Source organism: Streptomyces sp. NPDC007905, assembly GCF_042959345.1.
In the GTDB taxonomy this organism is placed as follows: Bacteria; Actinomycetota; Actinomycetes; order Streptomycetales; family Streptomycetaceae; genus Streptomyces.
Genome location: NZ_JBIBKS010000002.1, coordinates 55,791 through 79,327, shown reverse-complemented (window position 1 = coordinate 79,327; position 23,537 = coordinate 55,791). Strand labels below are relative to the sequence as shown.

19 protein-coding genes and 2 tRNA genes are annotated in these 23,537 nt (G+C 72.4%); 13 read left to right on the top strand and 8 right to left on the bottom strand.

Going from position 1 to position 23,537, the window contains the following annotated elements; translation table 11 throughout:
• Window positions 1-15: 15 nt before the first annotated feature.
• Entirely contained in the window at window positions 16-1,671 is a 1,656-nt protein-coding gene (locus tag ACFZDC_RS04020) for a long-chain-fatty-acid--CoA ligase (RefSeq protein ID WP_391320688.1), read from the top strand.
• A gap of 30 nt (window positions 1,672-1,701) precedes the next feature.
• On the opposite strand, the gene ACFZDC_RS04015 is transcribed toward ACFZDC_RS04020, so the two are convergent.
• A complete protein-coding gene (locus tag ACFZDC_RS04015; RefSeq protein WP_391319869.1) occupies window positions 1,702-2,907 on the bottom strand; it encodes an MFS transporter in 1,206 nt (401 codons plus the stop codon).
• 126 nt (window positions 2,908-3,033) lie between these two features.
• On the opposite strand from ACFZDC_RS04015, the gene ACFZDC_RS04010 reads away from it, so the two are divergent.
• Window positions 3,034-3,615 carry a TetR family transcriptional regulator gene (locus tag ACFZDC_RS04010; RefSeq protein WP_391319867.1) on the top strand — a complete coding sequence of 194 codons (582 nt, stop codon included), beginning with the start codon at window positions 3,034-3,036 and terminating at the stop codon, window positions 3,613-3,615.
• A 48-nt stretch (window positions 3,616-3,663) separates the two neighbouring features.
• On the opposite strand, the gene ACFZDC_RS04005 is transcribed toward ACFZDC_RS04010, so the two are convergent.
• Together ACFZDC_RS04005 and ACFZDC_RS04000 are read right to left on the bottom strand one after the other, a co-directional pair.
• Entirely contained in the window at window positions 3,664-8,190 is a 4,527-nt protein-coding gene (locus tag ACFZDC_RS04005) for a PAS domain-containing protein (protein ID WP_391319865.1), read from the bottom strand.
• A 246-nt stretch (window positions 8,191-8,436) separates the two neighbouring features.
• The gene (locus ACFZDC_RS04000) at window positions 8,437-8,904 is read right to left on the bottom strand and encodes an SSI family serine proteinase inhibitor (protein WP_391319863.1); all 468 of its coding nucleotides are present in this window, start codon (window positions 8,902-8,904) and stop codon (window positions 8,437-8,439) included.
• Between the two features lie 194 nt (window positions 8,905-9,098).
• Between ACFZDC_RS04000 and ACFZDC_RS03995 the strand changes: the two genes are divergently transcribed.
• Both ACFZDC_RS03995 and ACFZDC_RS03990 read left to right on the top strand, forming a co-directional pair.
• Window positions 9,099-9,189, top strand: a tRNA-Ser gene (locus tag ACFZDC_RS03995).
• 215 nt (window positions 9,190-9,404) lie between these two features.
• Window positions 9,405-9,477: transfer RNA gene (locus tag ACFZDC_RS03990), tRNA-Arg, on the top strand.
• A gap of 79 nt (window positions 9,478-9,556) precedes the next feature.
• Here the strand turns inward: ACFZDC_RS03990 and ACFZDC_RS03985 are convergent.
• Both ACFZDC_RS03985 and ACFZDC_RS03980 read right to left on the bottom strand, forming a co-directional pair.
• Window positions 9,557-10,348 carry a DUF2637 domain-containing protein gene (locus ACFZDC_RS03985; protein ID WP_391319861.1) on the bottom strand — a complete coding sequence of 264 codons (792 nt, stop codon included), beginning with the start codon at window positions 10,346-10,348 and terminating at the stop codon, window positions 9,557-9,559.
• Between the two features lie 579 nt (window positions 10,349-10,927).
• On the bottom strand, window positions 10,928-11,419 hold the full coding sequence (locus ACFZDC_RS03980) for a MarR family transcriptional regulator (protein WP_391319859.1): 492 nt from the start codon (window positions 11,417-11,419) through the stop codon (window positions 10,928-10,930).
• Between the two features lie 82 nt (window positions 11,420-11,501).
• On the opposite strand from ACFZDC_RS03980, the gene ACFZDC_RS03975 reads away from it, so the two are divergent.
• From ACFZDC_RS03975 to ACFZDC_RS03945, 7 genes are all read left to right on the top strand, one after another.
• Window positions 11,502-11,870, top strand: a complete 369-nt coding sequence (locus ACFZDC_RS03975; RefSeq protein ID WP_391319858.1) for an HGxxPAAW family protein — start codon at window positions 11,502-11,504, stop codon at window positions 11,868-11,870.
• Window positions 11,871-11,911: 41 nt separating this feature from the next.
• Window positions 11,912-12,784, top strand: coding sequence for a DUF2797 domain-containing protein (locus tag ACFZDC_RS03970; RefSeq protein WP_391319856.1), 873 nt, complete (start codon window positions 11,912-11,914; stop codon window positions 12,782-12,784).
• 183 nt (window positions 12,785-12,967) lie between these two features.
• The gene (locus ACFZDC_RS03965; RefSeq protein ID WP_391319854.1) at window positions 12,968-13,708 is read left to right on the top strand and encodes a response regulator; all 741 of its coding nucleotides are present in this window, start codon (window positions 12,968-12,970) and stop codon (window positions 13,706-13,708) included.
• Window positions 13,705-15,363 carry an ATP-binding protein gene (locus ACFZDC_RS03960; protein WP_391319852.1) on the top strand — a complete coding sequence of 553 codons (1,659 nt, stop codon included), beginning with the start codon at window positions 13,705-13,707 and terminating at the stop codon, window positions 15,361-15,363. The genes ACFZDC_RS03965 and ACFZDC_RS03960 overlap by 4 nt, the downstream gene beginning before the upstream one ends.
• 14 nt (window positions 15,364-15,377) lie before the next feature.
• Window positions 15,378-16,856, top strand: a complete 1,479-nt coding sequence (locus tag ACFZDC_RS03955; RefSeq protein ID WP_391319850.1) for a glycosyltransferase — start codon at window positions 15,378-15,380, stop codon at window positions 16,854-16,856.
• Entirely contained in the window at window positions 16,853-19,075 is a 2,223-nt protein-coding gene (locus ACFZDC_RS03950) for a glycosyltransferase family 39 protein (protein ID WP_391319849.1), read from the top strand. The genes ACFZDC_RS03955 and ACFZDC_RS03950 overlap by 4 nt, the downstream gene beginning before the upstream one ends.
• A 227-nt stretch (window positions 19,076-19,302) precedes the next feature.
• On the top strand, window positions 19,303-20,058 hold the full coding sequence (locus ACFZDC_RS03945) for a TetR/AcrR family transcriptional regulator C-terminal domain-containing protein (RefSeq protein WP_391319847.1): 756 nt from the start codon (window positions 19,303-19,305) through the stop codon (window positions 20,056-20,058).
• On the opposite strand, the gene ACFZDC_RS03940 is transcribed toward ACFZDC_RS03945, so the two are convergent.
• Both ACFZDC_RS03940 and ACFZDC_RS03935 read right to left on the bottom strand, forming a co-directional pair.
• Complete coding sequence (locus ACFZDC_RS03940; protein ID WP_391319845.1) at window positions 20,059-20,529, bottom strand: TIGR03618 family F420-dependent PPOX class oxidoreductase; 471 nt, start codon at window positions 20,527-20,529, stop codon at window positions 20,059-20,061. It abuts the gene before it with no gap.
• Window positions 20,530-20,584: 55 nt separating this feature from the next.
• Window positions 20,585-20,929 carry an STAS domain-containing protein gene (locus ACFZDC_RS03935; RefSeq protein WP_391319843.1) on the bottom strand — a complete coding sequence of 115 codons (345 nt, stop codon included), beginning with the start codon at window positions 20,927-20,929 and terminating at the stop codon, window positions 20,585-20,587.
• A gap of 293 nt (window positions 20,930-21,222) precedes the next feature.
• Between ACFZDC_RS03935 and ACFZDC_RS03930 the strand changes: the two genes are divergently transcribed.
• Together ACFZDC_RS03930 and ACFZDC_RS03925 are read left to right on the top strand one after the other, a co-directional pair.
• A complete protein-coding gene (locus tag ACFZDC_RS03930; protein ID WP_391319842.1) occupies window positions 21,223-21,885 on the top strand; it encodes an ANTAR domain-containing protein in 663 nt (220 codons plus the stop codon).
• 54 nt (window positions 21,886-21,939) lie between these two features.
• The gene (locus ACFZDC_RS03925) at window positions 21,940-22,650 is read left to right on the top strand and encodes an ANTAR domain-containing protein (RefSeq protein ID WP_391319840.1); all 711 of its coding nucleotides are present in this window, start codon (window positions 21,940-21,942) and stop codon (window positions 22,648-22,650) included.
• On the opposite strand, the gene ACFZDC_RS03920 is transcribed toward ACFZDC_RS03925, so the two are convergent.
• A complete protein-coding gene (locus tag ACFZDC_RS03920) occupies window positions 22,633-23,454 on the bottom strand; it encodes a YceI family protein (RefSeq protein ID WP_391319838.1) in 822 nt (273 codons plus the stop codon). The genes ACFZDC_RS03925 and ACFZDC_RS03920 overlap by 18 nt on opposite strands.
• Window positions 23,455-23,537 lie beyond the last annotated feature (83 nt).

Here is a 23,537-nt window from a genome sequence, read left to right as displayed (position 1 = left end):
GCCCGGGAGGACGCCGTGCTGAGCACCATGCAGGACGTACCACTGACCGTCACCCGCATCCTCGTGCACGGGGTGCTGGTCCACGGCCGGTCCCAGATCACGACGTGGACCGGGGAGGCCGAGCCCCAGCGGCGCAGCTTCGCCGAGGCCGGGGCGCGCGCGGTGCAACTGGCGAACGCCCTCAGGGACGAACTCGGCGTCCGCGGCGACGACCGGGTCGCGACGCTGATGTGGAACAACGCCGAGCACGTCGAGGCGTACTTCGCGATCCCGTCCATGGGCGCGGTGCTGCACACACTCAACCTGCGGCTGCCCGCCGAGCAGCTGGTGTGGATCGTCAACCACGCCGCCGACCGGGTGATCATCGTCAACGGTTCGCTGATCCCGCTGCTCGCACCGCTGCTGCCCAAGCTGCCGACGGTGGAGCACATCGTCGTCTCCGGCCCCGGTGACCGCTCCCCGCTCGAGGGCGCCACCGCGCGGGTGCACGAGTACGAGGAGCTGATCGCCGGCCGGCCCACCACCTACGACTGGCCCGAGCTGGACGAACGTCAGGCCGCCGCGATGTGCTACACCTCCGGCACGACCGGGGACCCCAAGGGCGTCGTGTACAGCCACCGTTCGATCTACCTGCACTCCATGCAGGTCAACATGACCCAGTCGATGGGCCTGACCGACCAGGACACGTCGCTGGTCGTGGTCCCGCAGTTCCACGTCAACGCCTGGGGCCTGCCGCACGCCACGTTCATGACCGGCGTCAACATGCTGATGCCGGACCGCTTCCTGCAGCCCGCCCCGCTCGCCGAGATGATCGAGCGGGAGCGGCCGACGCACGCGGCCGCCGTCCCCACCATCTGGCAGGGCCTGCTCGCCGAGCTGACGAACAAGCCCCGGGACGTCTCCTCCCTCACCCAGGTCACCATCGGCGGTTCGGCCTGCCCGCCCGCCCTGATGGAGGCCTTCGACCGGCTCGGCATGCGGGTCTGCCACGCCTGGGGCATGACCGAGACCTCTCCGCTCGGCACGGTGTCCCGCCCGCCGGCCCACGCGGTCGGCACCGAGGAGGAGTTCGCCTACCGCCTCACCCAGGGCCGCTTCCCGGCCGGAGTGGAGGGCCGCCTCACCGGACCCGGCGGCGAACGCCTGCCCTGGGACGGCGAGTCCGCGGGCGAGCTGGAGGTGCGCGGCCCGTGGATCGCGGGCGCCTACTACAACGGTCCCGACGCCGAACCGCTGCGCCCCGCCGACAAGTTCAGCGCGGACGGCTGGCTGAAGACCGGTGACGTCGGCACCATCTCCCCCGACGGCTTCCTCACCCTCACCGACCGCGCCAAGGACGTCATCAAGTCCGGTGGCGAGTGGATCTCCTCGGTCGAGCTGGAGAACGCGCTGATGTCCCACCCGGATGTCGCCGAGGCCGCCGTGGTGGCCGTACCCGACGACAAGTGGGGCGAGCGCCCGCTGGCCACGGTCGTCCTCAGGGAGGGCGCCAGCGCCGACTTCGAGACCCTGCGCACCTTCCTCGCCGAGGAGGGCCGCATCGCGAAGTGGCAGCTCCCGGAGCGCTGGACGGTCGTCGAGTCGGTCCCGAAGACGAGCGTGGGCAAGTTCGACAAAAAGGTGCTGCGCAGGCGTTACGCGGAGGGGACGCTGGACGTCACCAGCCTCTGAGCCGGACACGGCAGGGGAGTACGGCCGCCGTCACCGCCGTGCCGCCGTGCTCCCCCATCCCAGCACCAGCCACAGCCCCGCCACCGCACTGACCCCGCCCCAGCCCCAGTGGCTGAAGGCGAGGCCCGCCAGGATGGAGGCGAGGGCGCCGCCGGTGAAGCCGGCGACCACATAGGCGGTGTTGGCGGTGGCCGGGGCGCAGGTGGTCGTCAGGGCCAGCGTCTGATTGGCGACGTGGGAGGCGACCAGGGCGGCGTGGATGGCGACGGCGGCCACGAACAGCGCGACCAGCACGTGTCCGCCGAGCCAGAACAGCGGCACGGACACGGCGGCGAGCAAATAGGCGTACCGGACGACCTTCGCGGCGCCGAGGCGGTCGACCAGGCCGCCCGCGAGGGGGGCCACCGCACTGGCCGTGAGGCCGAAGAGGCCGAACAGACCGGCGGTAGCGGTGGACAGGCCGTACGCCGGGCCGGTCAGCAGCAGGGCGAGCGAGGTCCACAGGGCGCTCCAGGCTCCGAACATCCCGGCCTGCCGCACGCACGCCCGCCACAGGTCGGGGGACCGGCGGACGAGGCCGGGCAGCTCGGCGAGGCCCGAGAACAGCGCACCCTCGCGAGGGCGCCGCTCCGCGGGCAGGGCCAGGGCCGTGGCCAGGCCCAGGAGGAGGGTCAGCGCGCCGGACCCGGCGAACACCCACCGCCAGCCGAAGGCCTGCCCGGCCAGTGCGCCGACGACCCGGGCCGCGACGATGCCGGTGAACAGGCCGGCGATGACGGCCGCGACATGGCGGGCGCGGTGGTGGGCGGGGGCGCGTGCGGCGACCAACGGGACCAGCAGTTGCGGGATCACGGTCGCCGCGGCGGCCACGAAGACGGCGGCCGCGAGGGCGGCGGTGCCGGGGGCGGCCGCGCCGAGCCCCAGCGCGGCCGCGGTGGCCAGCGAGAGCAGGGCGACCAGCGGGCGCCGGTTGACGCGGTCGCCGAGCGGGGCGAAGAAGAGCAGACCGGCCGCATAGCCGAACTGTGCGACCGAGGCGATCCAGGTCACGGCCGAGGGGACGGTGCCGAAATCGTGGGCGATGAGCGGGAGCAGCGGGGCCGCGAGGTAGATGTTGGCGGCCGTGACGGCGGTGCAGACGGCGATGAGCAGGAGGAAGAACCGTCCGGAGGCGGTCTGCTCCCGGGTGGGGATCCGGACCTGTGGCGCCTGGTGGGTGGTGGTCGCTGACGGCATGAGGGGAGGCACTCCTTAGAGCCGGCTCGCACTTCTAACTGGTTGGTTGGTTGCCTCAACAGGCTGCACCTCCCCTGGATTCCCTGTCAACCAAACCGTTGGTTACAAGCGCGGTACGCTGGCCGCATGGCAGCAGTCAGGGATCCCGAGGCCACCAAGGCCCGTATCTACGACGCGGCGGTCGCGGAGTTCGCCCGGCACGGCATCGCGGGCGCCCGCATCGACCGCATCGCCGCCGAGGCCAAGGCCAACAAGCAGCTGATCTACGCCTACTTCGGCAACAAGGCGGAGCTGTTCACGCAGGTCCTGGGCAGGTCCATGGTCGACCTGGCCGCGGCCGTCCCCGTCGACCCGGACGACATCGAGGGCTGGATCGACCGGCTCCTCGACTACCACGCCGCCCACCCCGAACTGCTGCGTCTGCTCTTCTGGGAGGGCATCGAGTACGGCAGCGCCGAACTGGCCGACGAGGCGGAGCGCCAGGAGCACTACGCCCGCAAGGTCGCCGCGATCGAGGACGGCCAGGCCCGCGGTGTCATCACCGACGCCATCCCGTCCGGCGACCTGTTCTTCCTCCTGGTCGCCCTCGCCAACTGGAGCGCGGTCGTGCCACAGATGCGGCGCATCCTCACGGGCGGCGAGGACACCGACCGCGAGCGCCTGCGGACCTCGATCAAGGAGGCGGCCCGCAGGCTGGTCGCGCGCTAGTGCTGTGAACGGAGCCCGGTAGGCGTCTGGTTGGCGCCGGGCTGGTGCCTAGTTGGTGCCGATCCTGGCCAGCAGGTCGACGATCCGCGCCTGCACATCGGTGCTGGTGGACCGCTCCGCGAGGAACAGGACCGTCTCGCCCGAGGCCAGCCGCGGCAGGTCGGCCTGGTCGACGGCGGCGGTGTAGACGACCAGCGGGGTGCGGTTGAGCTGCCCGTTCGCGCGCAGCCAGTCGATGATCCCGGCGAACCCGGCCTGCCGCCGGTGCACCTGCATCAGGTCCATCACCACGAGGTTGGGCCGGAACTGCCCCGCCAGCGTCACCGCGTCGTTGTCGCTCGCGGCCCGCGCCACCTGCATCCCGCGTCGCTCCAGCGTCGCCGTCAGCGCCAGCGCGATCTCCGCGTGCTCCTCGATGAGCAGCACCCGTGGCGGATGCTGCTCACTGTCGCGCGGCGCCAGCGCCTTCAGCAGTACGGCGGGATCGGCGCCGTACGCCGCCTCGCGCGTCGCCTGCCCGAGCCCGGCCGTGACCAGCACCGGCACCTCGGCCGCGACCGCCGCCTGGCGCAGCGACTGCAGTGCGGTACGGGTGATCGGCCCGGTCAGCGGGTCCACGAACAGCGCGGCGGGGAAGGCCGCGATCTGGGCGTCGACCTCCTCGCGCGAGTGCACGATGACCGGCCGGTAGCCGCGGTCGCTCAGCGCCTGCTGGGTCGTCACGTCCGGCGCGGGCCACACCAGCAGCCGGCGCGGGTTGTCCAGCGGCTCCGGGGGAAGCTCGTCGTCCAGCGGCTGCGGGCGCGGGGTGTCGGCGACCTCGATGGCCCCGCCGGGTCCGTCCAGCGGCTCGGGCCCCTCGGCCGCGTTCGCGTCCGGGGCGCCTATGGCGTACGACCGTCCGGCGCCCTCGGTGGCCGGGGCGAGCCGGGACTGCCCCGCGAGCGAGGGCTGCCCGGGCGGCTGCACGGCCGGGGGATGCGGACGCCCGGCCTGCTCCGGCTGCGGGTCCGGCTGTCCGGCCGGGTCGGGGCGCGTGCCCAGCTTGCGCCGGCGGCCGGAACCGCCCGGCGCGTGCGGGGGCGGGGTCGCCGTCGGCTGTTGCACCTGCGCGGCCTGCCGCGAGAACGGCACGCCCTGGCCCAGCGTGCGCACGCTGATGGCCCGGCCCTGCGTGGAGTTCGGGTCGGCCGCGGGTCCCGAGGCCTCGGCGGGCAGCGGCTGGGCCGCCCGCGGTGGCTGGACACCGGCGTGCTCCGGGGGGAGCGGGGTGCCGGGCGCGGGGGTGGCGGGGCCGGGCTGCGCCGTCAGCGGCGCGGGGCTTGCCTGGGGCGCCGGGACACCCGCGCCGGAGGTGTCGCCGGTTCCGGGCCACTGCTGGGGGAGGGCGGCCGCGGGGACTGGGGCGGCCGGGGCGGTCTGCGCCGGCAGCGGCTGGGCGGGCTGCGGCGCCGCCGGCATGCCGGCCGACGGGGTGGACTGGGCCGCCGGGGCGGGCACGGCGGGCGCCTGCTGCCCGTGGGGGGCGGCGGCCTGCGCGGGCACGGGTTGGCCGGGTGTCATGTGCGGGGGTACGGGCTGGCCGGGAGCGATCTGTGCGGGTACCGGCTGGCCGGGTGTCATGTGCACGGGCACGGGTTGGCCGGGAGCGGCCTGCGCGGGCCCGGGTCGGCCGGGTGCCCCCTGGGCCGGAATCGGCTGGCCGGGTGCCCCCTGGGCCGGAGCCGGCTGGCCCGGCGGCGGCACCGGTACGCCCTGGCCCGCGGTGCCCTGCGCGGGCACGGCGGGGTTGGGCACGGCGGGGTTGGGCACGGCCACCGGCTGACCGGGGGCCGCCTGGGCCGCCACACCGGCCTGAGCCACCACGCCCGGCCGGCCCGTGGGTCCCGTCGGCGTGGCCGTACCCTGCGCCGGAATCCCAGGCCCCGGGGTCGGCGGAACCTGTCCGGGATGCGCCTGGGCCGGAACGGGTGGAACGGCCTGTGCGGGCGGGACGGCCTGTGCGGGCGCGCCGGGAGCGGCGGGCGCCGCCTCCCCCGGCTGGGCCACGGCCCGCCGACGGCGACCGGTCGGTGCGGTCGTGGGGTGCGGCTGCGGCGGGGTGTGGTCCTCGGCCTGGTCGAGCGGTACGGCGTCATGCCGGCCGGCGTCGCCCGGCGCCCCCTCCACGGGCACCCGCACCTGACCGGGCGCCTGCGCACCCGGAGCCGTACCCGGAGCCATGGCCACACCCATACCCGTCGCCGCATCCGCGGAGCCGGGTGAGCGGTCGGCCTCGGCCGGGGGCAGGGCGAAGACGGTACGGGCTCCCGCCTCCTGCGCCGCGGCCCGCTCCGCGGCGGCGGCCAGCGCACGGCGCCGCCCGGTCGGCTGCTCGTCCTCGGCCGGGACGGGCTGAGCGGACTGCGTACCGGCCGCGGGCAGCGCGGGCGGCAGGGCGGCCTGCGGTTCGCCGGTGTCACGCCGGGCACGGCGACCCGTGGGCGCGGGCACTCCCTGCGGCGGCACGGTTCCGCCGAGCCCACTGCCCGCGGCGGCGGTCCCCGCGGCATGCTCGGCCGCGGTCATCACGGCACCCTCGGCCACACCCGCACCGGCGTCGGTCTCGGCGGGCCGTCCGCGCCGCCGTCCGGTCCCGCCGGACGCGGCCTCCGGGCCCTCGTCCGAGACCGGGGCCGCCTCGACGGCAGCCGCCGCACGCCTGCGGCGCCGCCCGGTCGGCACGGCCGTCCCGCCGGCACGGGAGTCACCGGCGTCACCGGCGTCACCGGGAGCGTCGCTCTCCAGGAACGCGTCCGTGGAGGACCGCCGGGCCCGCCGCCGCCCACCGACGGTGCCCTCGGCAGCCTCGGCAGCCTCGGCAGCCTCGGCAGCCTCGTCCTCGGCGTCCGGAGCCTGTGCGGCGACCGCTCCGGCCCCGCCGCCGAGCGGCACTTCGAGGACGTAGGCGTTGCCGCTCATGCCCGGCACCTCGTGCGTCTGCAGCACACCGCCGTGCGCCCGCACGATCCCGCGCACCATCGGCTCGTGCACCGGGTCTCCCCCGGCGTACGGCCCGCGCACCTCGATCCGCGCGACCTCACCGCGTTGCGCGGCCGCGACCACGACGGTGTTGTCCATGTAACCGCCCGCCGACACGGGCGCGTTGCCGGTGGCGTCGACGCCCGCCACGTCCGCGACGAGATGCGCGAGCGCGGTGGCGAGCCGCTGCGGGTCGACCTCGGCCTCGATGGGCGGCGCGTGCACGGCGAACTGCACGCGCCCCGGCCCGATCAGCTCGACGGCCCCGTCCACACCGGCGGCGACGACGGCGTCGAGCATCACCTTGGTACGGGTGATGTCCTCCGTGCCCGCGTCCAGCCGCTGGTAGCCGAGGACGTTGTCGATGAGGGTGGTGATGCGCGAGTAACCGGCCGAGAGGTGGTGCAGCACCTGGTTGGCCTCGGGCCACAGCTGCCCGGCGTCGTCCGCGGCCAGGGCGGACAGCTCACGGCGCAACTCGTCCAGCGGCCCGCGCAGCGACCGCGCGAGCAGGGTGAGCAGCTGCTCGTGCCGCCCGGCGAGTGCCTCGTACCGGTCCTTCTCCCGCTCGGCGAGCGCGGCGTACCGCTCCTCGCCGGACGCCAGCTCCTCCTGGTGCTGCTCGCGCAGCTCCTCGACCTCGGCGACGTGCCGCTGGCGCAGCGCGGTCAGCTCGGAGGCGTGCTCCTCGGAGAGCCGCTCCAGTTCCTCGGCGTGCGCCTTCTCCAGCGTGGCCTTCTCCTCGGCGAGGGCGTCGTACGGCCGTCGGTCCGCGAAGGTCATGACGGCACCGACGAGCTGGTCGCCGTCGCGCACGGGCGCGGTGGTCAGATCGACCGAAACCTTCTCGTCGCCCTTGGACCACAGCACCTGCCCACGCACCCGGTGCTTGCGCCCGGAGCGCAGCGTGTCGGCGAGCGGCGAGTCCTCGTACGGGAAGGGGGAACCGTCGGCGCGCGAGTGCAGCACGAGGGTGTGCAGCTCCTTGCCGCCCAGTTCACCGGCCCGGTACCCCAGTATCTGAGCGGCGGCCGGGTTGACGAGCACGATCCGCCCGTCGGTGTCGGTGCCCACGACGCCCTCGGACGCGGCCCGCAGGATCATCTCGGTCTGCCGCTGCGAACGGGCCAGCTCGGCCTCGGTGTCCACGGTCCCGGACAGATCCCGCACGACGAGCATCAGCAGCTCGTCACCGGTGTGTCCGTAACCGTCGTACGCCTGCTGCCCGTTCTCCAGGTTCGCGCTCGTGACCTCGACCGGGAACTCGGTCCCGTCCGTCCGCCGCGCGACCATCCGCGTCGGCTTGGTCCGGCCCCGCGGATCCATGTGGTCGGGTCGCCGCATCGAGCCGGGGATCAGCCGGGAGTCGAACTGCGGCAGCAGATCGAGCAGCCCGCGCCCGACGAGCGCGGTACCCGGCGCCTCGAAGGCCTCCAGGGCGATGGTGTTGGCGTTGACGACGGTTCCGTTGGCGTTGACCAGGACCAACGCGTCGGGCAGCGCGTCGAGTATGGCTGCGAGGCGAGCAGCGCCTCGGGATGGCCTGCTGCTCACGAGACGCTTCCTCCCTGTTACCGCACCTTGCCGACCGCTCGGGCCATCTTGCCAACCGGCCCGCGACGTGTCACGCGAGGGAGTCTAAGGGCACGGGTCGCGCTCGCGACGCCGGATGAGAGGGAGGTCGCACGAGGAAGTGAGGTGAACATGTGACCGCACGGTTCTCCTCCGGGTCGGCTGCGCCTCGGCTCCGCGTGACCTTCGCGGGACCTTTACGAAGCCGGTGATTCCGCCAGGAAACGCCTACGAGGCGGAATCGATCCTCGGCAGGAGGGGCACCAGCCGGTCCCACCGCGCGATCTCGCATCCGTTGCCGCGGTCGTAGCGGGCGTCCACGGGCCGTCCGGCCCAGGTGCCGGTCACGTGGGCGGTGGCGGGGCCGCCGTACAGCATGATGCAGGTGCTGCCGGGGGCCACCGGGGCGAAGGCGTCCTGCCCCCAGCGCGTGTTCGCGTCGAGCACCCGGCAGGCCCCAGCCACGTCCGGGTGATCCCCGGCCCCGGGGTGACAGGACACCTCGTACGTCCCGTCCCGCCCCGTGCCGGCGTGCCGCACGACGACGGTGAGGTGATCACCGGCCCGGTCCTCGGGCCGCACGGGCGGGGGCGCGGCGGGCGCGGCCGCGGCGGGTACGGCGGTGAGGGCGGCCAGGGACGAGACCGAGACGGCGGCGAGGGCCGACGCCAGGACGCCCCGCGGGACGACGGACATGACAGAGACCATGCCCTGCTCAACGCTCGTGTCCCCCGGACGTTGCGCCGGACACGCACCCGCCGCCCTGCCGGGCGAAGCCCTTTGCCCTGCGGCCCTCGCGCCTAGTACCGTGGGGGGCGATTGGTGGCACCCCGCTCGACTGTGTCATCATCTGCACGCACCAGTCGCGCGCTCGCGTGAGTGGTTGTGCGGGAGGCGTCGCCTAGTCCGGTCTATGGCGCCGCACTGCTAATGCGGTTTGGGCCTTAAAGCCCATCGAGGGTTCAAATCCCTCCGCCTCCGCGCCTGATCCCGAAGCCCCGGTCCCCAGGACCGGGGCTTCGGCGTTCCCAGGCTTCCGGTCCCGTCGCCACGCGCCGTGTCCGGATTCGCGTTTCCGCAGGTCACAAGGGGTGTGTGAATCGGATTTCACATGGCGGCGGCAGTCATGTAATGTTCTTCCTGTCGCCGCGAGCGGGCCGGAAGGGCCGGGAGCGGAGACAAAAATAAAAGAACAAGCACTCGTAGCTTAACGGATAGAGCATCTGACTACGGATCAGAAGGTTGCAGGTTCGAATCCTGCCGAGTGCACACAGGTTGAAGGCCCCGGAGAGATCCGGGGCCTTCGGCGTTTCCCGTATACCGATCTTCCAAGCGGGAGACGGCGGCTTCAGGCCGACGCTTCGTCATGGGAGGTCTCGGCGGGCCGCACCCGGTGCCGGGGCAGCGTCCGACGGGGCGGCCTGGTCAGGGTGATCTGACGCACCAACTGCTGGAAGCAGGCCAGGGAGGCGATACTCGGCAGGGCGGCAGCCGCCGTGTCGATGATGTCCTTCGGCGCCTGGGCGACACAGAGCCCGATCGCGAGGGAGGAGAAGAGCAGGATGACGCACCAGGAGTGCAGGGCCCGCCGCCGGTGCAGCGCTGCGCGGAGGACGGACAGCGACGCCACCAGCCAGGGGCCGAACACCAGAACGGGCCACCAGGCGACCACACCGCTCTGCATGCGCGACGCCGCGACGAACCGTAGCGGGTCATAGGCGATCATCCCGCCGAAGATGCTCACCGCGGCTGCGATGACGGTCGCGAGCGCGGCGATGAAGTAACTGGCGGTGCGGACCGTCCCCAGACGCTGGCGTTCCCGGACCTTGCGATGGCCCCGGGGAACGCTCTTCAGCGTGGGCAACTCCGCTGTGATTTCCACCAGGGCTTCACGGGGTGCCTTCGGGCCCGGACCGGGGACGGGTTCCTGGGTGCGGGCTGCTGGGATTCTGGGCTGCTGCTCCTCGATGGCGTCCTGCAGCATGAAGGCCAGCTCTTCGGCGGGGTCCCATGCCGAGTCCGGCGGAATCAGAGGAGTGTAAAAGATGTCGGTGGGTGCCCGGTGCCGGCCGCCGCCCTGGTAGCCGTCCGGATAATCGTCGGTCGAATTCGGGTAGTATCCCGTTTGCTCGTAATGCATGACGCCGCTTGCTATTCTGTTCGGGAACCGCAGAGCCAGGATTCCGTAACGGTCCACCGTCTCGACAGATCCCTTTCCAGGGCGCTCATGACATCCATGAACTCCTGCAGAATCTCCTCGGTCACATCGAGCGTGACGGGGAGGCCCCCCTTCACCAGGGTTCCGTTGACCGCACCCCTTCGGTCCGGTGCGGGGATGTAGGTGTAGGAGCCCAGCCGCGCGGACCCCCTCCCGGTCTGGTGCGACCGGCCCCTGGCGGGTCCGAGAGCTTGCCCCATCGTTGACTCAGTCATGTTCCCACTAACGGCGCATTTCGGCGGTGGATGCGGGGCGATCGGGTGAACGATTAGCCGGACAAACACCTTGTTGAGGTATCGGGCGGCCCTATATGCAGCTGTATGAAGAATGAAAAGCAGCGGATTCCGGGAGATTACATGATCATTGGCTGGACGGCGCGCAGTAAATAGGTGTGGAGGCCGCGGGCCGCTGGTCGTTCCAGCCGCCGAGTCGTTCGATCACTTCTCACCTTGGGTTCCCGTCGACTCGGTCGGTGAAGACCGGTCGTGGGGAGGGGCGGTCTCAGCACTCCTCCTCGGGGTCGTTCCTGTTCAGCTTCTCCAGGTACTCGTGGGCCAGTGCCGTCGCCCGGGTGAACCAGTCGGTGACGACCGCCAGTTCCTCGGCGGAGTAGTCGGCGAACAGGGCCGTGAGGCGCCGGTAGTGGCCCGCGTACACCGCTTCGACGCGGGTGACGGCGGCCGGTACGGCGGCCACACGGACCCGGCGGCGGTCGGTGGGGTCGGGGCGGCGGGTGACGTATCCGGCACGTTCGAGGCGGTTGAGGATGCCGGTCACCGCTCCGGTGGTGACGTGGGCGCGGGCCGCGAGGTCGCCCGCCGTGAGCAGGTCGTCCCCTGCCTCCAGGACGAAGGCGAAGCACGTCAGGTCGGTGACGTTCAGTCCCAGCCGCCGGGCCAGTTCCTGCTGCCCGATCAGGTGGGCGGCGATGAGGTGGTCCATCGCCGACAGCGCCTGGGCCGGGGTGGCGGGCGGTCGGGGCGTGCCGTCCATCTTCTCAAATCCCTTAGCTCGTGAGATGTTCGGTGGTATAAATTTCTTAGTCCGTGAGGGAGTTTTCCCTGGAGGGGGCCACATGAGTCTGTACGACGAGGGTCACACGATCGCCGGCTGGACCGGCTTCGGGATCGCGACCGTCGGAAACGGTGTGGTGGGGCTGGGGGTGTGCACGGTCTCGGTTCCGGCCCTCGTGGGCGGGCTGGTGATCGTGGGCCTGGGCGTCCTGGTCGCCTGGGCGCTGCATCTGTCGGGCTGGGGGAAGCCGCCGGGGGTGCGGCCGCGGGACCAGTGGGGGATGCGGGTCCGCGATGCGCGGGCCCGGGACGGGCATGACGGGTGCGTCGGCTGTCGGCTGGCGGGGCGGGGGCGGCGCGGGGCGACGGCTGCCGTGGCCGCGACCCGGGCCGGGGAGGCGGAGCCGGTGGCCACCGAGGCCGGGAGCTGACGCGGCGGGATTGTCAGTCCGGGCCCGTACGCTCACGAGTGATGGCACGGATGTGGACATGCTCGGGACTGCGCTGGACGCCGGAGGGTCCCGTGCTGGTGTGGGACGGCGGGCGGGTGAGTGCGTTGTCGTGGGGGCAGCGGGTCGCGTTCGCCGTCGCGGACGGCTCGGCCCGGCGGTGTGTGGGGGCGCGGGGGCATGCGTGTCCGGTGCGGGCCGGCGTGCCGGGGCGGAGTACGGGGGCCCGGTGCGAGGAGTGCGCGCGGCTGGACCGGGCGCACTCCGTGGCCGCCGACACCCTCGCCGATGATCCGCGGCCGTACCGGGTGTATCTGGCGTGGTTCGGGCCGGGCCTGGTCAAGGTCGGCATCACCGCCGCCGAGCGCGGGTCGGCGCGGCTGCTGGAGCAGGGGGCCGTCTGCTTCAGCTGGCTGGGTACCGGCCCCCTGATGGCCGCCCGGCGCACCGAGGAGCTGCTGCGGGCCGCCCTCCAGGTGCCGGACCGGATTCCGTACGCCGAGAAGCGGGCGGTGCGGGCGGCGCTGCCGGGGACGGAGGACGAGCGGGCGTCCCAGGTACGGGAATTGCACGCGCGCGCCGTCGTACTGGACGGGTGGCCCGAGTCGTTGACCAGAGAGCCGTGTCAACCCGTCGATCATGTAGGGCGTTTCGGGCTCTTCGGCGTACCGGCCGCCTTCGCTCATGTCGTCGAGCTCGTTCCGGGCGGGGCCGTGAGCGGTGAGCTGGTCGCGGCCGCCGGTCCCGATCTGCATCTGGCGGTCGCCGGACGGGGGGTCGTCGTTGTCGACACACGGCTGATGACCGGCTGGGAGCTGGCACCGCTGCCCTCGGCGGTCAGCGCATTCACCGTCCCCGCACGGGAGTTCACCAGGGAGCAGGACGGACTGTTCTGACGCCCCACGACGACGCCCCACGACCCGGTGCGTGTGCCACGTCGCCCGGGTCAAGCCACAGTCACGGGTTCACGCGCACGTGAGTGGTTCCCAGGTGTTCCCTGAGAGGCGCCTGTGCGTTTCTTAGGGAAATCACAGATTCGTGAAAGCGTGTTCTCAGAGGGCCCCGACAAGGTGTCCGCCATGACCACGACCTCGCCCCAGGGGCGCACCGAACTGCTGAGGCCGGACGGGAGCCCCGTCCGGGTGCTTGTGGTGGATGACGAGCTGTCGATCACCGAACTGCTGAGCATGGCTCTTCGTTACGAGGGCTGGCAGATCAGAAGTGCGGGTGACGGGCAGGGGGCCGTTCGGACCGCCCGCGAGTTCCGGCCCGACGCCGTCGTCCTGGACATGATGCTTCCCGACATGGACGGGCTCACCGTGCTGGGCAGGCTCCGCCGCGAGCTGCCCGACGTGCCCGTCCTCTTCCTCACCGCCAAGGACGCCGTCGAGGACCGTATCGCCGGGCTCACCGCCGGCGGCGACGACTACGTCACCAAGCCGTTCAGCCTGGAGGAGGTCGTCGCGCGGCTGCGGGGGCTGATCCGCAGGTCCGGTGCAGCCGACCGGCGGTCCGACTCCGTACTCGTCGTCGGTGACCTCACCCTGGACGAGGACAGTCACGAGGTCTCGCGGGACGGGGAGAACATCCACCTCACCGCCACCGAGTTCGAGCTGCTGCGTTTCCTGATGCGCAATCCGCGGCGCGTGCTCAGCAAGGCGCAGATCCTGGACCGCGTGTGGTCCTACGACTTCGGCGGGCAGGCCAATGTGGTCGAGCTGTACATCTCGTACCTGCGCAGGAAGATCGACGCGGGCCGCGAGCCCATGATCCACACCCGGCGTGGGGCCGGTTACCTCATCAAGCCCGCCGCCTCATGAGCGGGCGACGACGGCCGCGTCCGCAGAAGCGACGTGGGGGTCCCCCCGCTCGAGCGAAGCCGAGAGTGAGGGAGGGACGGCCGCGCACCCTGCGGACCCGGCTCGTCGTCGCGTCGGTGGTGCTGATCGCCGTGGTGTGCGCGGTCATCGGCACGGTGACCACGGTTGCCCTGCGGTCGCATCTGTACGACCAGCTGAACGGCCAGCTGAACGAGGTCGCCTCGCGCGCGTCGGGTTCCTTCGGGCCGCCGGGCCGGCAGCCCGGGGGCGGCGTCGCACCCGGCGGGCAGAGGTTCAAGGCGCACCCGATGGGTCTCACCGACTTCGTCACCAAGGGCCCGCAACACCCGGGCACCATCGCGGCCAAGGTCGAGAACGGCGTCATCACCGACGCCAAGCGTGGCGAGAAGTCCACCAGCGACTTGGAGATGAACGCGAAGCCGCTGACCAGGGCGCAGCTCGCCGCCCTCGGATCCGTCCCGCGAGAGGACGGCGAACAGCGCACCGTCGACATCCCCGGTGCGGGCGAGTACCGGGTCGAGTACCGCAGCGGCGACAACGGCTCCTACTACGTCGCCCTGCCGACCTCCGAGGTCGACAACACGATCGACACCCTGATCCTCGTGGAAATCAGCGTCACCGCCGCCGGTCTCGTAGCCGCCGGTATCGCCGGCCACGTGCTGGTCGGCCTCGCCACCCGCCCCCTGCGCAAGGTCGCCGCCACCGCCACCCGCGTCTCCGAACTCCCGCTGCACACCGGCGAGGTGAACCTCAGCGAGCGGGTCCCGGAGTCCGAGTGCGACCCGCACACCGAGGTCGGCCAGGTCGGTGCCGCGCTCAACCGCATGCTCGACCACGTCCACGGCGCCCTGCACTCCCGGCAGGAGAGCGAGACGCGGGTACGGCAGTTCGTGGCGGACGCCAGCCATGAGCTGCGTACGCCGCTCGCCTCCATCCGCGGGTACGCGGAACTGACCAGACGCGGACGCGAACAGGTCGGACCCGACACCCGGCACGCCCTCGGGCGGATCGAGTCCGAGGCGGGGCGGATGACCCTCCTGGTGGAGGATCTCCTGCTCCTGGCCCGGCTCGACGCCGGCCGGCCGCTGCAGTTCGAGCAGACCGACCTCGTTCCGCTCGTCGTCGACACCATCAGCGACGCCCGCGCCGCCGGCATGGACCACAACTGGCGGCTCGACCTGCCCGACGAGCCCGCGCTCGTGTCCGCGGACGCGGCACGCCTGCAGCAGGTGCTCGTCAATCTGCTGGGCAACGCCCGCACCCACACCCCAGCCGGTACGACCGTCACCGCGCGCGTGCAGCGGCGCGGGCCGTGGATGTGCGTCGACGTCGAGGACAACGGGCAGGGCATTCCACCGGAGTTGCTGCCGCACGTCTTCGAGCGGTTCGCCCGAGGGGACTCGGCACGGTCGAGGACCACCGGCTCGACGGGCCTCGGTCTTGCCATCGTGCAGGCCGTGGCCGCGGCGCACGGTGGTGCCGTGACCGTGGACAGCGCCCCCGGGCGGACGGTGTTCACCGTGCACCTGCCCGCGCTCGCCCCGGCCGTGCCGCAGCCGCGCCCCGAAACGAACTGGCAATCGCACTCACAGGCGCAGCACAGTGCCACCACATGGGTGCGACAGGGCGCTTGACCAGTGTCGGGTCCATGCGAACCGACTCTTCTCCCGGCACCCTGCCGGCGCGGGAGCACCTCCCGGCCGGAAACGCCGGTACGCCTGTCCTGGACGTAGTGATCCCCGTCTACAACGAGGAGAAGGACCTCCATCCGTGCGTCCGCAGACTGCACGAGCACCTGACCCGCACCTTCCCGTACGCCTTCCGCATCACGATCGCGGACAACGCCTCCACGGACGGCACCCCGCTGGTGGCGGCGCGGCTGGAGGCGGAGATCCCGGAGGTCGCGGTCTTCCGTCTGGAGCAGAAGGGCCGCGGACGCGCCCTGCGGACCGTGTGGTCCGCGTCCGAGGCGCCGATCCTCGCGTACATGGACGTCGACCTGTCCACCGACCTCAACGCCCTGCTGCCGCTGGTGGCACCGCTGATCTCGGGCCATTCGGACCTGGCGATCGGCTCCCGGCTCGCCCGCGCCTCCCGGGTGGTGCGCGGGCCCAAGCGTGAGTTGATCAGCCGGGCCTACAACCTGATCCTGCGCGGCTCGCTGCAGGCCCGCTTCTCCGACGCGCAGTGCGGCTTCAAGGCGATCCGGCGGGATGTCGCCCAGGTGCTGCTGCCCCTCGTGGAGGACACGGGGTGGTTCTTCGACACCGAGATGCTGGTGCTCGCCGAGCGGGCCGGGCTCAGGATCCACGAGGTGCCGGTCGACTGGGTCGACGATCCGGACTCGACCGTGCACATCGTGAACACGGCCACCGACGACCTCAAGGGCGTGTGGCGCATCGGCAAGGCCCTGGCCACCGGTTCGCTGCCGCTGGACCGGCTCACCCGGCCCTTCGGCGACGACCCGCGCGACCGCGACATCCAGGACGTGCCCAAGGGGCTCGCCCGCCAGCTCGTCGGGTTCTGCGTGGTCGGCGGTCTGTCGACCGTCTTCTACCTGCTGCTCTACAGCGTCTTCCGGCAGTTCTCCGGCTCGCAGGTCGCCAACGCGCTCGCCCTGCTCGTCTCGGCCGTCGCGAACACGGCCGCCAACCGCAGGCTGACCTTCGGGGTGCGCGGCCGGGGCGGTGCGGTACGGCACCAGGCGCAGGGGCTGGTCGTCTTCGGCATCGGACTCGCCCTGACCAGCGGCTCCCTGGCCGCCCTGAACGCGGCCACCGGCAACCCGGCGCACTCCACCGAGCTGGCCGTGCTCATCGCCGCCAACCTCGCGGCGACCGTGCTGCGTTTCCTGCTCTTCCGTGTCTGGGTCTTCTCGGACCGCGGGGAGGATTGCGGCGGCTCGACGATGATCGCCACGCACACCCCGTCCTCGCCGACCTGCACGACGACCGTGCCGTACGGGCCGAGCGGACCGCTTCCGCAGCGCCCGGTGCCGCAGCAGCCCTACCGGTACCAGACCACCCAGGTCCGCGCCGGTGAAGCCGCGGACGGCAGCTGGAGGGACGCCACCATGCGGCTGCAGCCGGTGCGCTCCCACGACACCGACCCGGGGGACCCCCGATGACCACCCATTACGACCAACCCGCCGCCTGGGGTCCGTCGCCCGCGGCTCCCCCGCAGGCCCCCGAGTCCGGCCGGTCAGGGCAGCCCTTCCTACGGAGACCGTGGCGCGGCCGTCCCGAGGACCCGCGCTGGGCGCGCCCGGCCTTCCTCGGCCTGCTGGCCCTCACCCTCGTCACCTACCTGTACAACCTGAGCGCCTCCGGCTACGCGAACTCCTTCTACTCAGCCGCCGTCCAGGCGGGCAGCAAGTCCTGGAAGGCGTTCTTCTTCGGTTCGCTGGACGCGGGCAACGCCATCACCGTCGACAAGCCCTCGGCCTTCATGTGGCCGATGGAGCTGGCGGTCAGGATCTTCGGCCTGAACTCGTGGGCGATCCTCACCCCCGAGGTCCTCATGGGCGTCGGCACGGTGGCGGTCGTGTACGCGGCTGTGCGGCGCGGGTTCAGCCCCGCGGCCGGTCTGATCGCGGGTGCGGTGCTCGCGCTCACCCCTGTCGCGGCGCTGATGTTCCGCTTCAACAACCCGGACGCGCTGCTGGCCCTGCTGATGGCGCTGGCCTGCTATTTCGTCGTACGGGCCGTGGAGGACGGGCGGACCAGGTGGCTGGTGTGGGCGGGTGTCGCGATCGGCTTCGCGTTTCTCGCCAAGACGCTGCAGGCGTTCCTGATCCTGCCGCCGCTGGCGATCGTGTACGGCGTCTGTGGTCCGGTGAAGCTGCGCAAGCGGCTGGTGCAGCTGGGCCTGGCGACCGTGGCGCTCGTCGTGGCCGGCGGCTGGTGGGTCGCGATCGTCGAGCTGTGGCCGGCCTCCTCGCGCCCCTACATCGGCGGTTCGCAGAACAACAGCTTCCTGGAACTGACCTTCGGCTACAACGGCCTCGGCCGGATCAGCGGTGACGAGACCGGCAGCGTCGGCGGTGGAGGTGCAGGCAACGGCTCCGGCCGCTGGGGCGCCACCGGCTGGGACCGGATGTTCAGCTCAGAGGTCGGCAGCCAGATCTCCTGGCTCGTCCCGGCCGCGCTGATCCTGCTGGCCGCGGGCTTGTGGGCGACCCTCCCCCACTCTCGGCTCCGCCCGAGCGGGGGGACCCTCATGGCCCGGCGTACGTCCGTCATGCGGGCCTCGTTCCTGGTGTGGGGCGGCTCGCTGCTGATCACCATGGTGGTCTTCAGCTACATGGCGGGCATCTTCCACCAGTACTACACGGTGGCCCTCGCCCCCTACGTCGCGGCCGTCACCGGCATGGGCGCCGGGCTGCTGTGGGAGGAACGGAAGGAGACCTGGGCGTCCGTCACCCTCGCCGCCGCCGTGGTGGCCGCGGCCGCCTGGGGCTACGTCCTGCTCAACCGCACGCCCGGGTATCTGCCCTGGCTGAAGTGGCTGGTCCTGGTCGGCGGGCCGGCGGCTGCCCTCGGCCTGGTCCTCGCGGACCGTATCTCGCGCCGGCTCGCCCTCGGCGCGGCGGCGGTGGGCCTGCTGGCCGCGCTGGCCGGTCCGACGGCGTACACCCTCAGCACGGTGAACTCCGCGCACACCGGCTCCATCCCGACGGCCGGTCCGGCGGGCGCGGGCCTGATGGGCTTCGGTGGTGGCGGCCCCGGCGGTGGCGGGATGCGCGGCGGCTTCGGCGGCGGCATGCCGGGTCAGGGCCGGCAGGGTCGGCAGCACGGCAACGGGACCATGCCGGGGCCCGGGCAGGGCTTCCCGGGCGGTGGCATGCCGGGCCGGAACGGCAACGCCCAGGGCCAGAACCAGCAGGGGCGGCCGGGGCAGCAGAACGGCAACGGCTTCCCGGGCGGCGGCGCGACCGGCGAAGGCGGCCGCATGGGCGGCGGCGGTGCCGGCGGCCTGCTCAACGGCGCGAACGTCGGCTCCGCGGCCAGGAAGCTGCTGGAGACGGACGCGGGCCACTACACCTGGGTCGCCGCCTCCGTCGGCTCGCAGAGCGCCGCGAGCTACCAGCTGGCCACCGGTGACCCGGTGATGGCGATCGGCGGCTTCAACGGCACCGACCCCTCCCCGACACTGGCCGAGTTCAAGAAGTACGTGGAGGAAGGAAAGATCCACTACTTCATCGCCGGCGGTGGCATGGGCGGTGGCATGTCAGGCGGTAACAGCGGTACGTCGGCCCGGATCAGCTCGTGGGTCCAGAGCAACTTCAAGAAGGTGACGGTCGGTTCGGCCACCTTCTACGACCTGACCCGGACGACGAGCGGCTGACGATCGGCACGGGATGAGAGGCGGTGGCCGGAAGGCCACCGCCTTTCCCGTACAGCTGTCGTGGGACGGTCGCCCAAGAGCTCGGGGTGTGGTTATTCCCGCGCCTGCGGGCCCGTGACGGCTGCTCGTGCCCACGCGACACAGCCGCGTGCACAGCCCCGCGCCCCTTGGGTCCGCCGTGGTCCCGGCATCTTGGGAAGTGGCCGGAGTTCTGGGAAGGTGCGTCGATGGCGAAGGCGGGTGGGCGGTCGGCGCGGGGCAGTGTCTGGCTGGAGGGCAAGGCGCGGCGCGGTGGGCGCAGCGCACAGCCATCGGGGCTGGACCGCGAGCGGATCACCGCCGTGAGCGTGCGGCTGCTGGACGCCGAGGGGCCGGCGAAGTTCTCCATGCGGCGGCTGGCCGGCGAGCTGAACGTCACCGCGATGTCCCTGTACTGGTACGTCGACACCAAGGACGGCCTGCTCGAACTCGCCCTGGACGCCGCCCACGGCGAGCTGCGGCCGCCCGGGGCACAGGACGACGCCGACTGGCGCGAGCAACTGCGGGCGCCGGCCACCGGGTACCGGGCGCTGCTGGTGCGCCACGCCCGGCTTTCGCCACTGGCGGGGCGCTACCTCAACATCGGCCCCAACGCGCTCGCCTTCTCCCGCGGCGTGCAGCGCGTCGTCCGCCGCGCCGGGCTGCCCGCGCACCGCGTGACCAGCGCCATCTCGGCCGTGTTCCAGTTCGTGTACGGCTACGGCACGCTCGAGGGCCAGTTCCTGTCCCGGATCGCGGACTCCGGTCTGACCCCGGACGACTACTACCAGCAGGCCATGAGCTCGGCCCAGCAGGACCCGGAGGCCGCGAACCACCTCCATGAGTACGAGGAGATCATGGACGCCCGCGGCGGCGACACGGTCGCCGAGACGATGGACCGTGACTTCACCTTCGCCCTGGCTCTGCTGGTGGCCGGGATCGAGGCGATGGTCGAGCGCGGCTGACTACTCGCCGGCGACCAGCCGCGCCGGAAAGCCACCCGTCGCCACCGGCCCCCACCGCTCCGGCGTCACACGGATGATCGACTTGCCCTGCTTGACCATCGCCTCGCGGTACTCGTTCCAGTCCGGGTGTTCGCCGGCGATGTTCCGGTAGTACTCGACCAACGGCTCCACCGAATCGGGGCTGTCGATCACCTCCGCCGTGCCGTCGATCTGGACCCAGGGGCCGTTCCAGTCGTCGCTCAGGACGATGAGGCTGACCCGGGGGTCCCGCCGGGCGTTGCGGGTCTTGGCGCGCTCCGGGTAGGTGGAGACGACGATCCGGCCCGAGTCGTCGACCCCGCAGGTCAGTGGGGAGCCCTGGGGGCTGCCGTCGGCCCGGCGGGTGAGCAGGATCGCGTGGTGGCGGGGGCGTACGAAGTCCAGCAGTTCGGACAGGGACACACGGGTGTTCGTCGCGATGTCGGGTGCCATGGGCGCAGCCTAGAGCGAGTACGGCCCGGCCGGCCCGACCCTGTCGGGCACACGTTCAGGATGTCAGCGCCGCGGCCGTGTCCTCGTACACCGGGACGTCCCGGCGCACCCCGGTCAGGGTGAGCACGCGGCTCGGCAGGCCGTCCGGGAGGGCGGCCACCCGGACCTCGGTGTGCGGGCGCAGCAGCCGGCGTACGTCGTGGATCAGGTGAGCGCCCTGGGAGTCCATGAACCGGGTGCGGGTCAGGTCCAGCACCAGCAGGCGCAGCCGGCGGGCGTGGGCGACCGAGAGGATCCGGGCGTACAGGCGGGGCGCGGTGCACAGGTCGACTTCCGGCGGCAGCGTGAGCAGCGTGCGGCCGGGCTCGCCGGGTGGCGAAGGAGTCGGGAGGAGGGTCACGGCACTCTCACCTGGCGGGCGGGCGGGGGTCTGGGTTCCGCTTCCGGTTCGGGCGGAGCGGTGCCCCCGGGGGCTGCTTCCTGACCGACGGGTCCATTGGACCATGGCCCGGCGGGCGGCCGAAGCAGGCCGGTGGCCGGGCGTCGGCCGAACGTCACTTCACCTCATTGGAGCAGCTAAAGTGCAGGTGTCGTGTGCTCGCAGTCGGGAATGTGCTGCGGAGCTCTCCTGAGCATGGCCGTACGGCCGTGTCATTCGAGAGGTTCGTGGTGGCTTCGTCTGACTTTTCCGATATGACCCGCTTTCCGGTCGGTCTTGAGCTGGCCGAAGCGCTCACGGTGGCGGCTCGGCAACTGCACGAGACCACCACCCCGCATGCCACGCTCAGCACCGCCGTCCAGCTGGCCGTGCATCTGCTGCCCGGCGCCGAGCACGCCGGGGTCTGCGAACTCGAGCGCGGCGAGAGCCTGCGCACGGTCGCCTGGAGCGACGACCTCGTGCGGGATGCCGAGGACCCGGGCCTGCCCCACTGGGAACAGCTGTGGACCTCGCCCGTGGTGCGCATGGCGGACGGCGGCGGTGACGGCGGGCAGGGCCCGCTGTCCGGCCTCGGGCTGCGCTCGGTGCTGTCGCTGCGGCTGCGCGCGGACAGGCGCCGGCTCACCGTGCTGACGGCCTACTCCCGCGACCCGCACGCCTTCGACGAGACCGCCACCCGCCTCGGCCGCCTCCTCACCACCCATGTCAGCCTCGCCCTGAACTCGGTGACGGTCCGGGAACAGCTCACCGAGGCCATGCACACCCGGGACCTGATCGGCCAGGCCACCGGCATCCTCATGGAACGCCTCGACATGGACGCGGCGGCGGCCTTCGAGAGCCTGGTCCGCGCCTCCCAGCGGGAGAACACGAAGCTGCGGGAGCTGGCCCGGCGGATCGTGGGTGTGACGGAGAACTGACGGTCGAACCGGGGCGCCTGCGTCGACGGCCGTTCTCGGGATATCCGTACGTGCATGCGACCTGACAGCCCGGAGACGGAGACCCTGGACCGGGTCCTGACGCGCGGCGGCGGTCTGGACACGCTGCTGCGGGACCTGACCGACCGCGCCGTGCAGGAAGTGCCCGGCGCCGCCGCCTGCAGCATCACCGTGCGCCGGTCCGACCGGCTGCTCACCCTGGCGGGCAGCGCGGGCCTCCCCAGTGGGCTGGACCAGCGCCAGTACGAGAACGGGTCCGGCCCGTGCGTCGACGCGGCCGAGACCGGGAGCGAGCAGTACGCCCCCGACCTGGCCAGAGAGAGACGCTGGCCGGCGTACACGGCGTTCGCCGTGTCCAGCGGGGTGTGCTGCGTCCTGGCGGTGCCGCTGGTGGTCGAGGGCGAGGCGGGGGCCGCCCTGAACCTTTACGGCACCGTACCGGGCGCGCTCGGCGAGGGCCGGGAAGAGGCCCGGGACCTCGCCCTGCGGGCCACCGTAGTGATCAACACCGCCCTGCACATCGAGCGCGAGCGGTCCTCGGCCGCCGATGTGCGGCTCGCGCTGCTGTCCCGCAGCGTCATCGACCAGGCCGTCGGCATCGTCATGGGCCGGGAGCGGCTGGATGCGGAGACGGCCATGGCCCGGCTGCGGCGCGTCTCGCAGGACCGCAACGTCAAGCTCCGTGACCTGTGCGCCGACCTGGTGGCCCGGGTCGGCGGCCGGAGGGCGTCAGGCGACCGGCAGTGACTCGCCCTGGACCGCCTGGACGTCCAGTTCGATCCTGAGCGTCGTACCGATGGCGGCGATGCCCGCCTGCAGGACCTGGTTGTAGTTCATCGCGAAGTCCTCGCGGTGCAGTTCGGCGGTCGCGCGGAAGGCGGCGCGGGTACCGCCCCACGGGTCGGCGCCGGTGCCGAGGTAGGCCAGGTCCAGCTCGACCGGGCGTGCGACGCCGTGCATCGCCAGTTCGCCGTGCACCGTCCAGCGGTCCGGGCCGGCCTGGGTCAGGCCCGTGGACCGGTAGGTGAGCTCCGGGTGCCGCTCGACGTCGAGGAAGTCCGCCGACCTCAGGTGCGTGTCGCGCATGCCGTTGCCGGTGTCGACGGACGCCGCCCGGATGACCGCCTCCACCCGTGACTTGGTGATGTCGTCGGGCGCGATCTCGATGGTCCCGCCGAACTCCGTGAACCGGCCGTGCACGCTGGAGATCCCGAGGTGCTGGGCGACGGCGGCGACCGAGGAGTGCACCGGGTCGATGGTCCAGGGGCCGGGCGGCGGCAGTTCGGTGCCGCCCCGGCGGGCCAGCGTCACCGTGCCGACCTCCGCCCGCCCACGGGCGGTGACGATGGCGCTGGAGGCGGCGGGCGCGTACCCGACGGCGGTCACGATCACGGTGTACGCCCCCGGCGCCAGTTCGGTGGTGTCCCGTACGGCCCCCTCGGCGTCCGCCTCGGCCCGCAGCACCTGCGTACCGGTCATGTCGGTCACGGTGACGACCGCGTGCGACACGGCCCATCCGTCCCGGGTGCGGATCCTCGCGGTCAGTCCCATCCGGTTTTCTCCCTGCAAAGCCTTACGAAGTGGTCGTAGGAAACCGGCCCATGGCACACGCCGCACCTTCAGGAGCGGCGCGC

Coding starts and splice junctions, on each gene's coding strand:
- ACFZDC_RS04015 (WP_391319869.1), bottom strand. CDS start 2,907: ATGCCGTCAGCGACCACCACCCACCAGGCGCCACAGGTCCGGATCCCC.
- ACFZDC_RS04010 (WP_391319867.1), top strand. CDS start 3,034: ATGGCAGCAGTCAGGGATCCCGAGGCCACCAAGGCCCGTATCTACGAC.
- ACFZDC_RS04000 (WP_391319863.1), bottom strand. CDS start 8,904: ATGTCCGTCGTCCCGCGGGGCGTCCTGGCGTCGGCCCTCGCCGCCGTC.
- ACFZDC_RS03985 (WP_391319861.1), bottom strand. CDS start 10,348: ATGCATTACGAGCAAACGGGATACTACCCGAATTCGACCGACGATTAT.
- ACFZDC_RS03980 (WP_391319859.1), bottom strand. CDS start 11,419: ATGGACGGCACGCCCCGACCGCCCGCCACCCCGGCCCAGGCGCTGTCG.
- ACFZDC_RS03975 (WP_391319858.1), top strand. CDS start 11,502: ATGAGTCTGTACGACGAGGGTCACACGATCGCCGGCTGGACCGGCTTC.
- ACFZDC_RS03970 (WP_391319856.1), top strand. CDS start 11,912: ATGGCACGGATGTGGACATGCTCGGGACTGCGCTGGACGCCGGAGGGT.
- ACFZDC_RS03965 (WP_391319854.1), top strand. CDS start 12,968: ATGACCACGACCTCGCCCCAGGGGCGCACCGAACTGCTGAGGCCGGAC.
- ACFZDC_RS03960 (WP_391319852.1), top strand. CDS start 13,705: ATGAGCGGGCGACGACGGCCGCGTCCGCAGAAGCGACGTGGGGGTCCC.
- ACFZDC_RS03955 (WP_391319850.1), top strand. CDS start 15,378: ATGCGAACCGACTCTTCTCCCGGCACCCTGCCGGCGCGGGAGCACCTC.
- ACFZDC_RS03950 (WP_391319849.1), top strand. CDS start 16,853: ATGACCACCCATTACGACCAACCCGCCGCCTGGGGTCCGTCGCCCGCG.
- ACFZDC_RS03945 (WP_391319847.1), top strand. CDS start 19,303: ATGGCGAAGGCGGGTGGGCGGTCGGCGCGGGGCAGTGTCTGGCTGGAG.
- ACFZDC_RS03940 (WP_391319845.1), bottom strand. CDS start 20,529: ATGGCACCCGACATCGCGACGAACACCCGTGTGTCCCTGTCCGAACTG.
- ACFZDC_RS03930 (WP_391319842.1), top strand. CDS start 21,223: ATGACCCGCTTTCCGGTCGGTCTTGAGCTGGCCGAAGCGCTCACGGTG.
- ACFZDC_RS03925 (WP_391319840.1), top strand. CDS start 21,940: ATGCGACCTGACAGCCCGGAGACGGAGACCCTGGACCGGGTCCTGACG.
- ACFZDC_RS03920 (WP_391319838.1), bottom strand. CDS start 23,454: ATGGGACTGACCGCGAGGATCCGCACCCGGGACGGATGGGCCGTGTCG.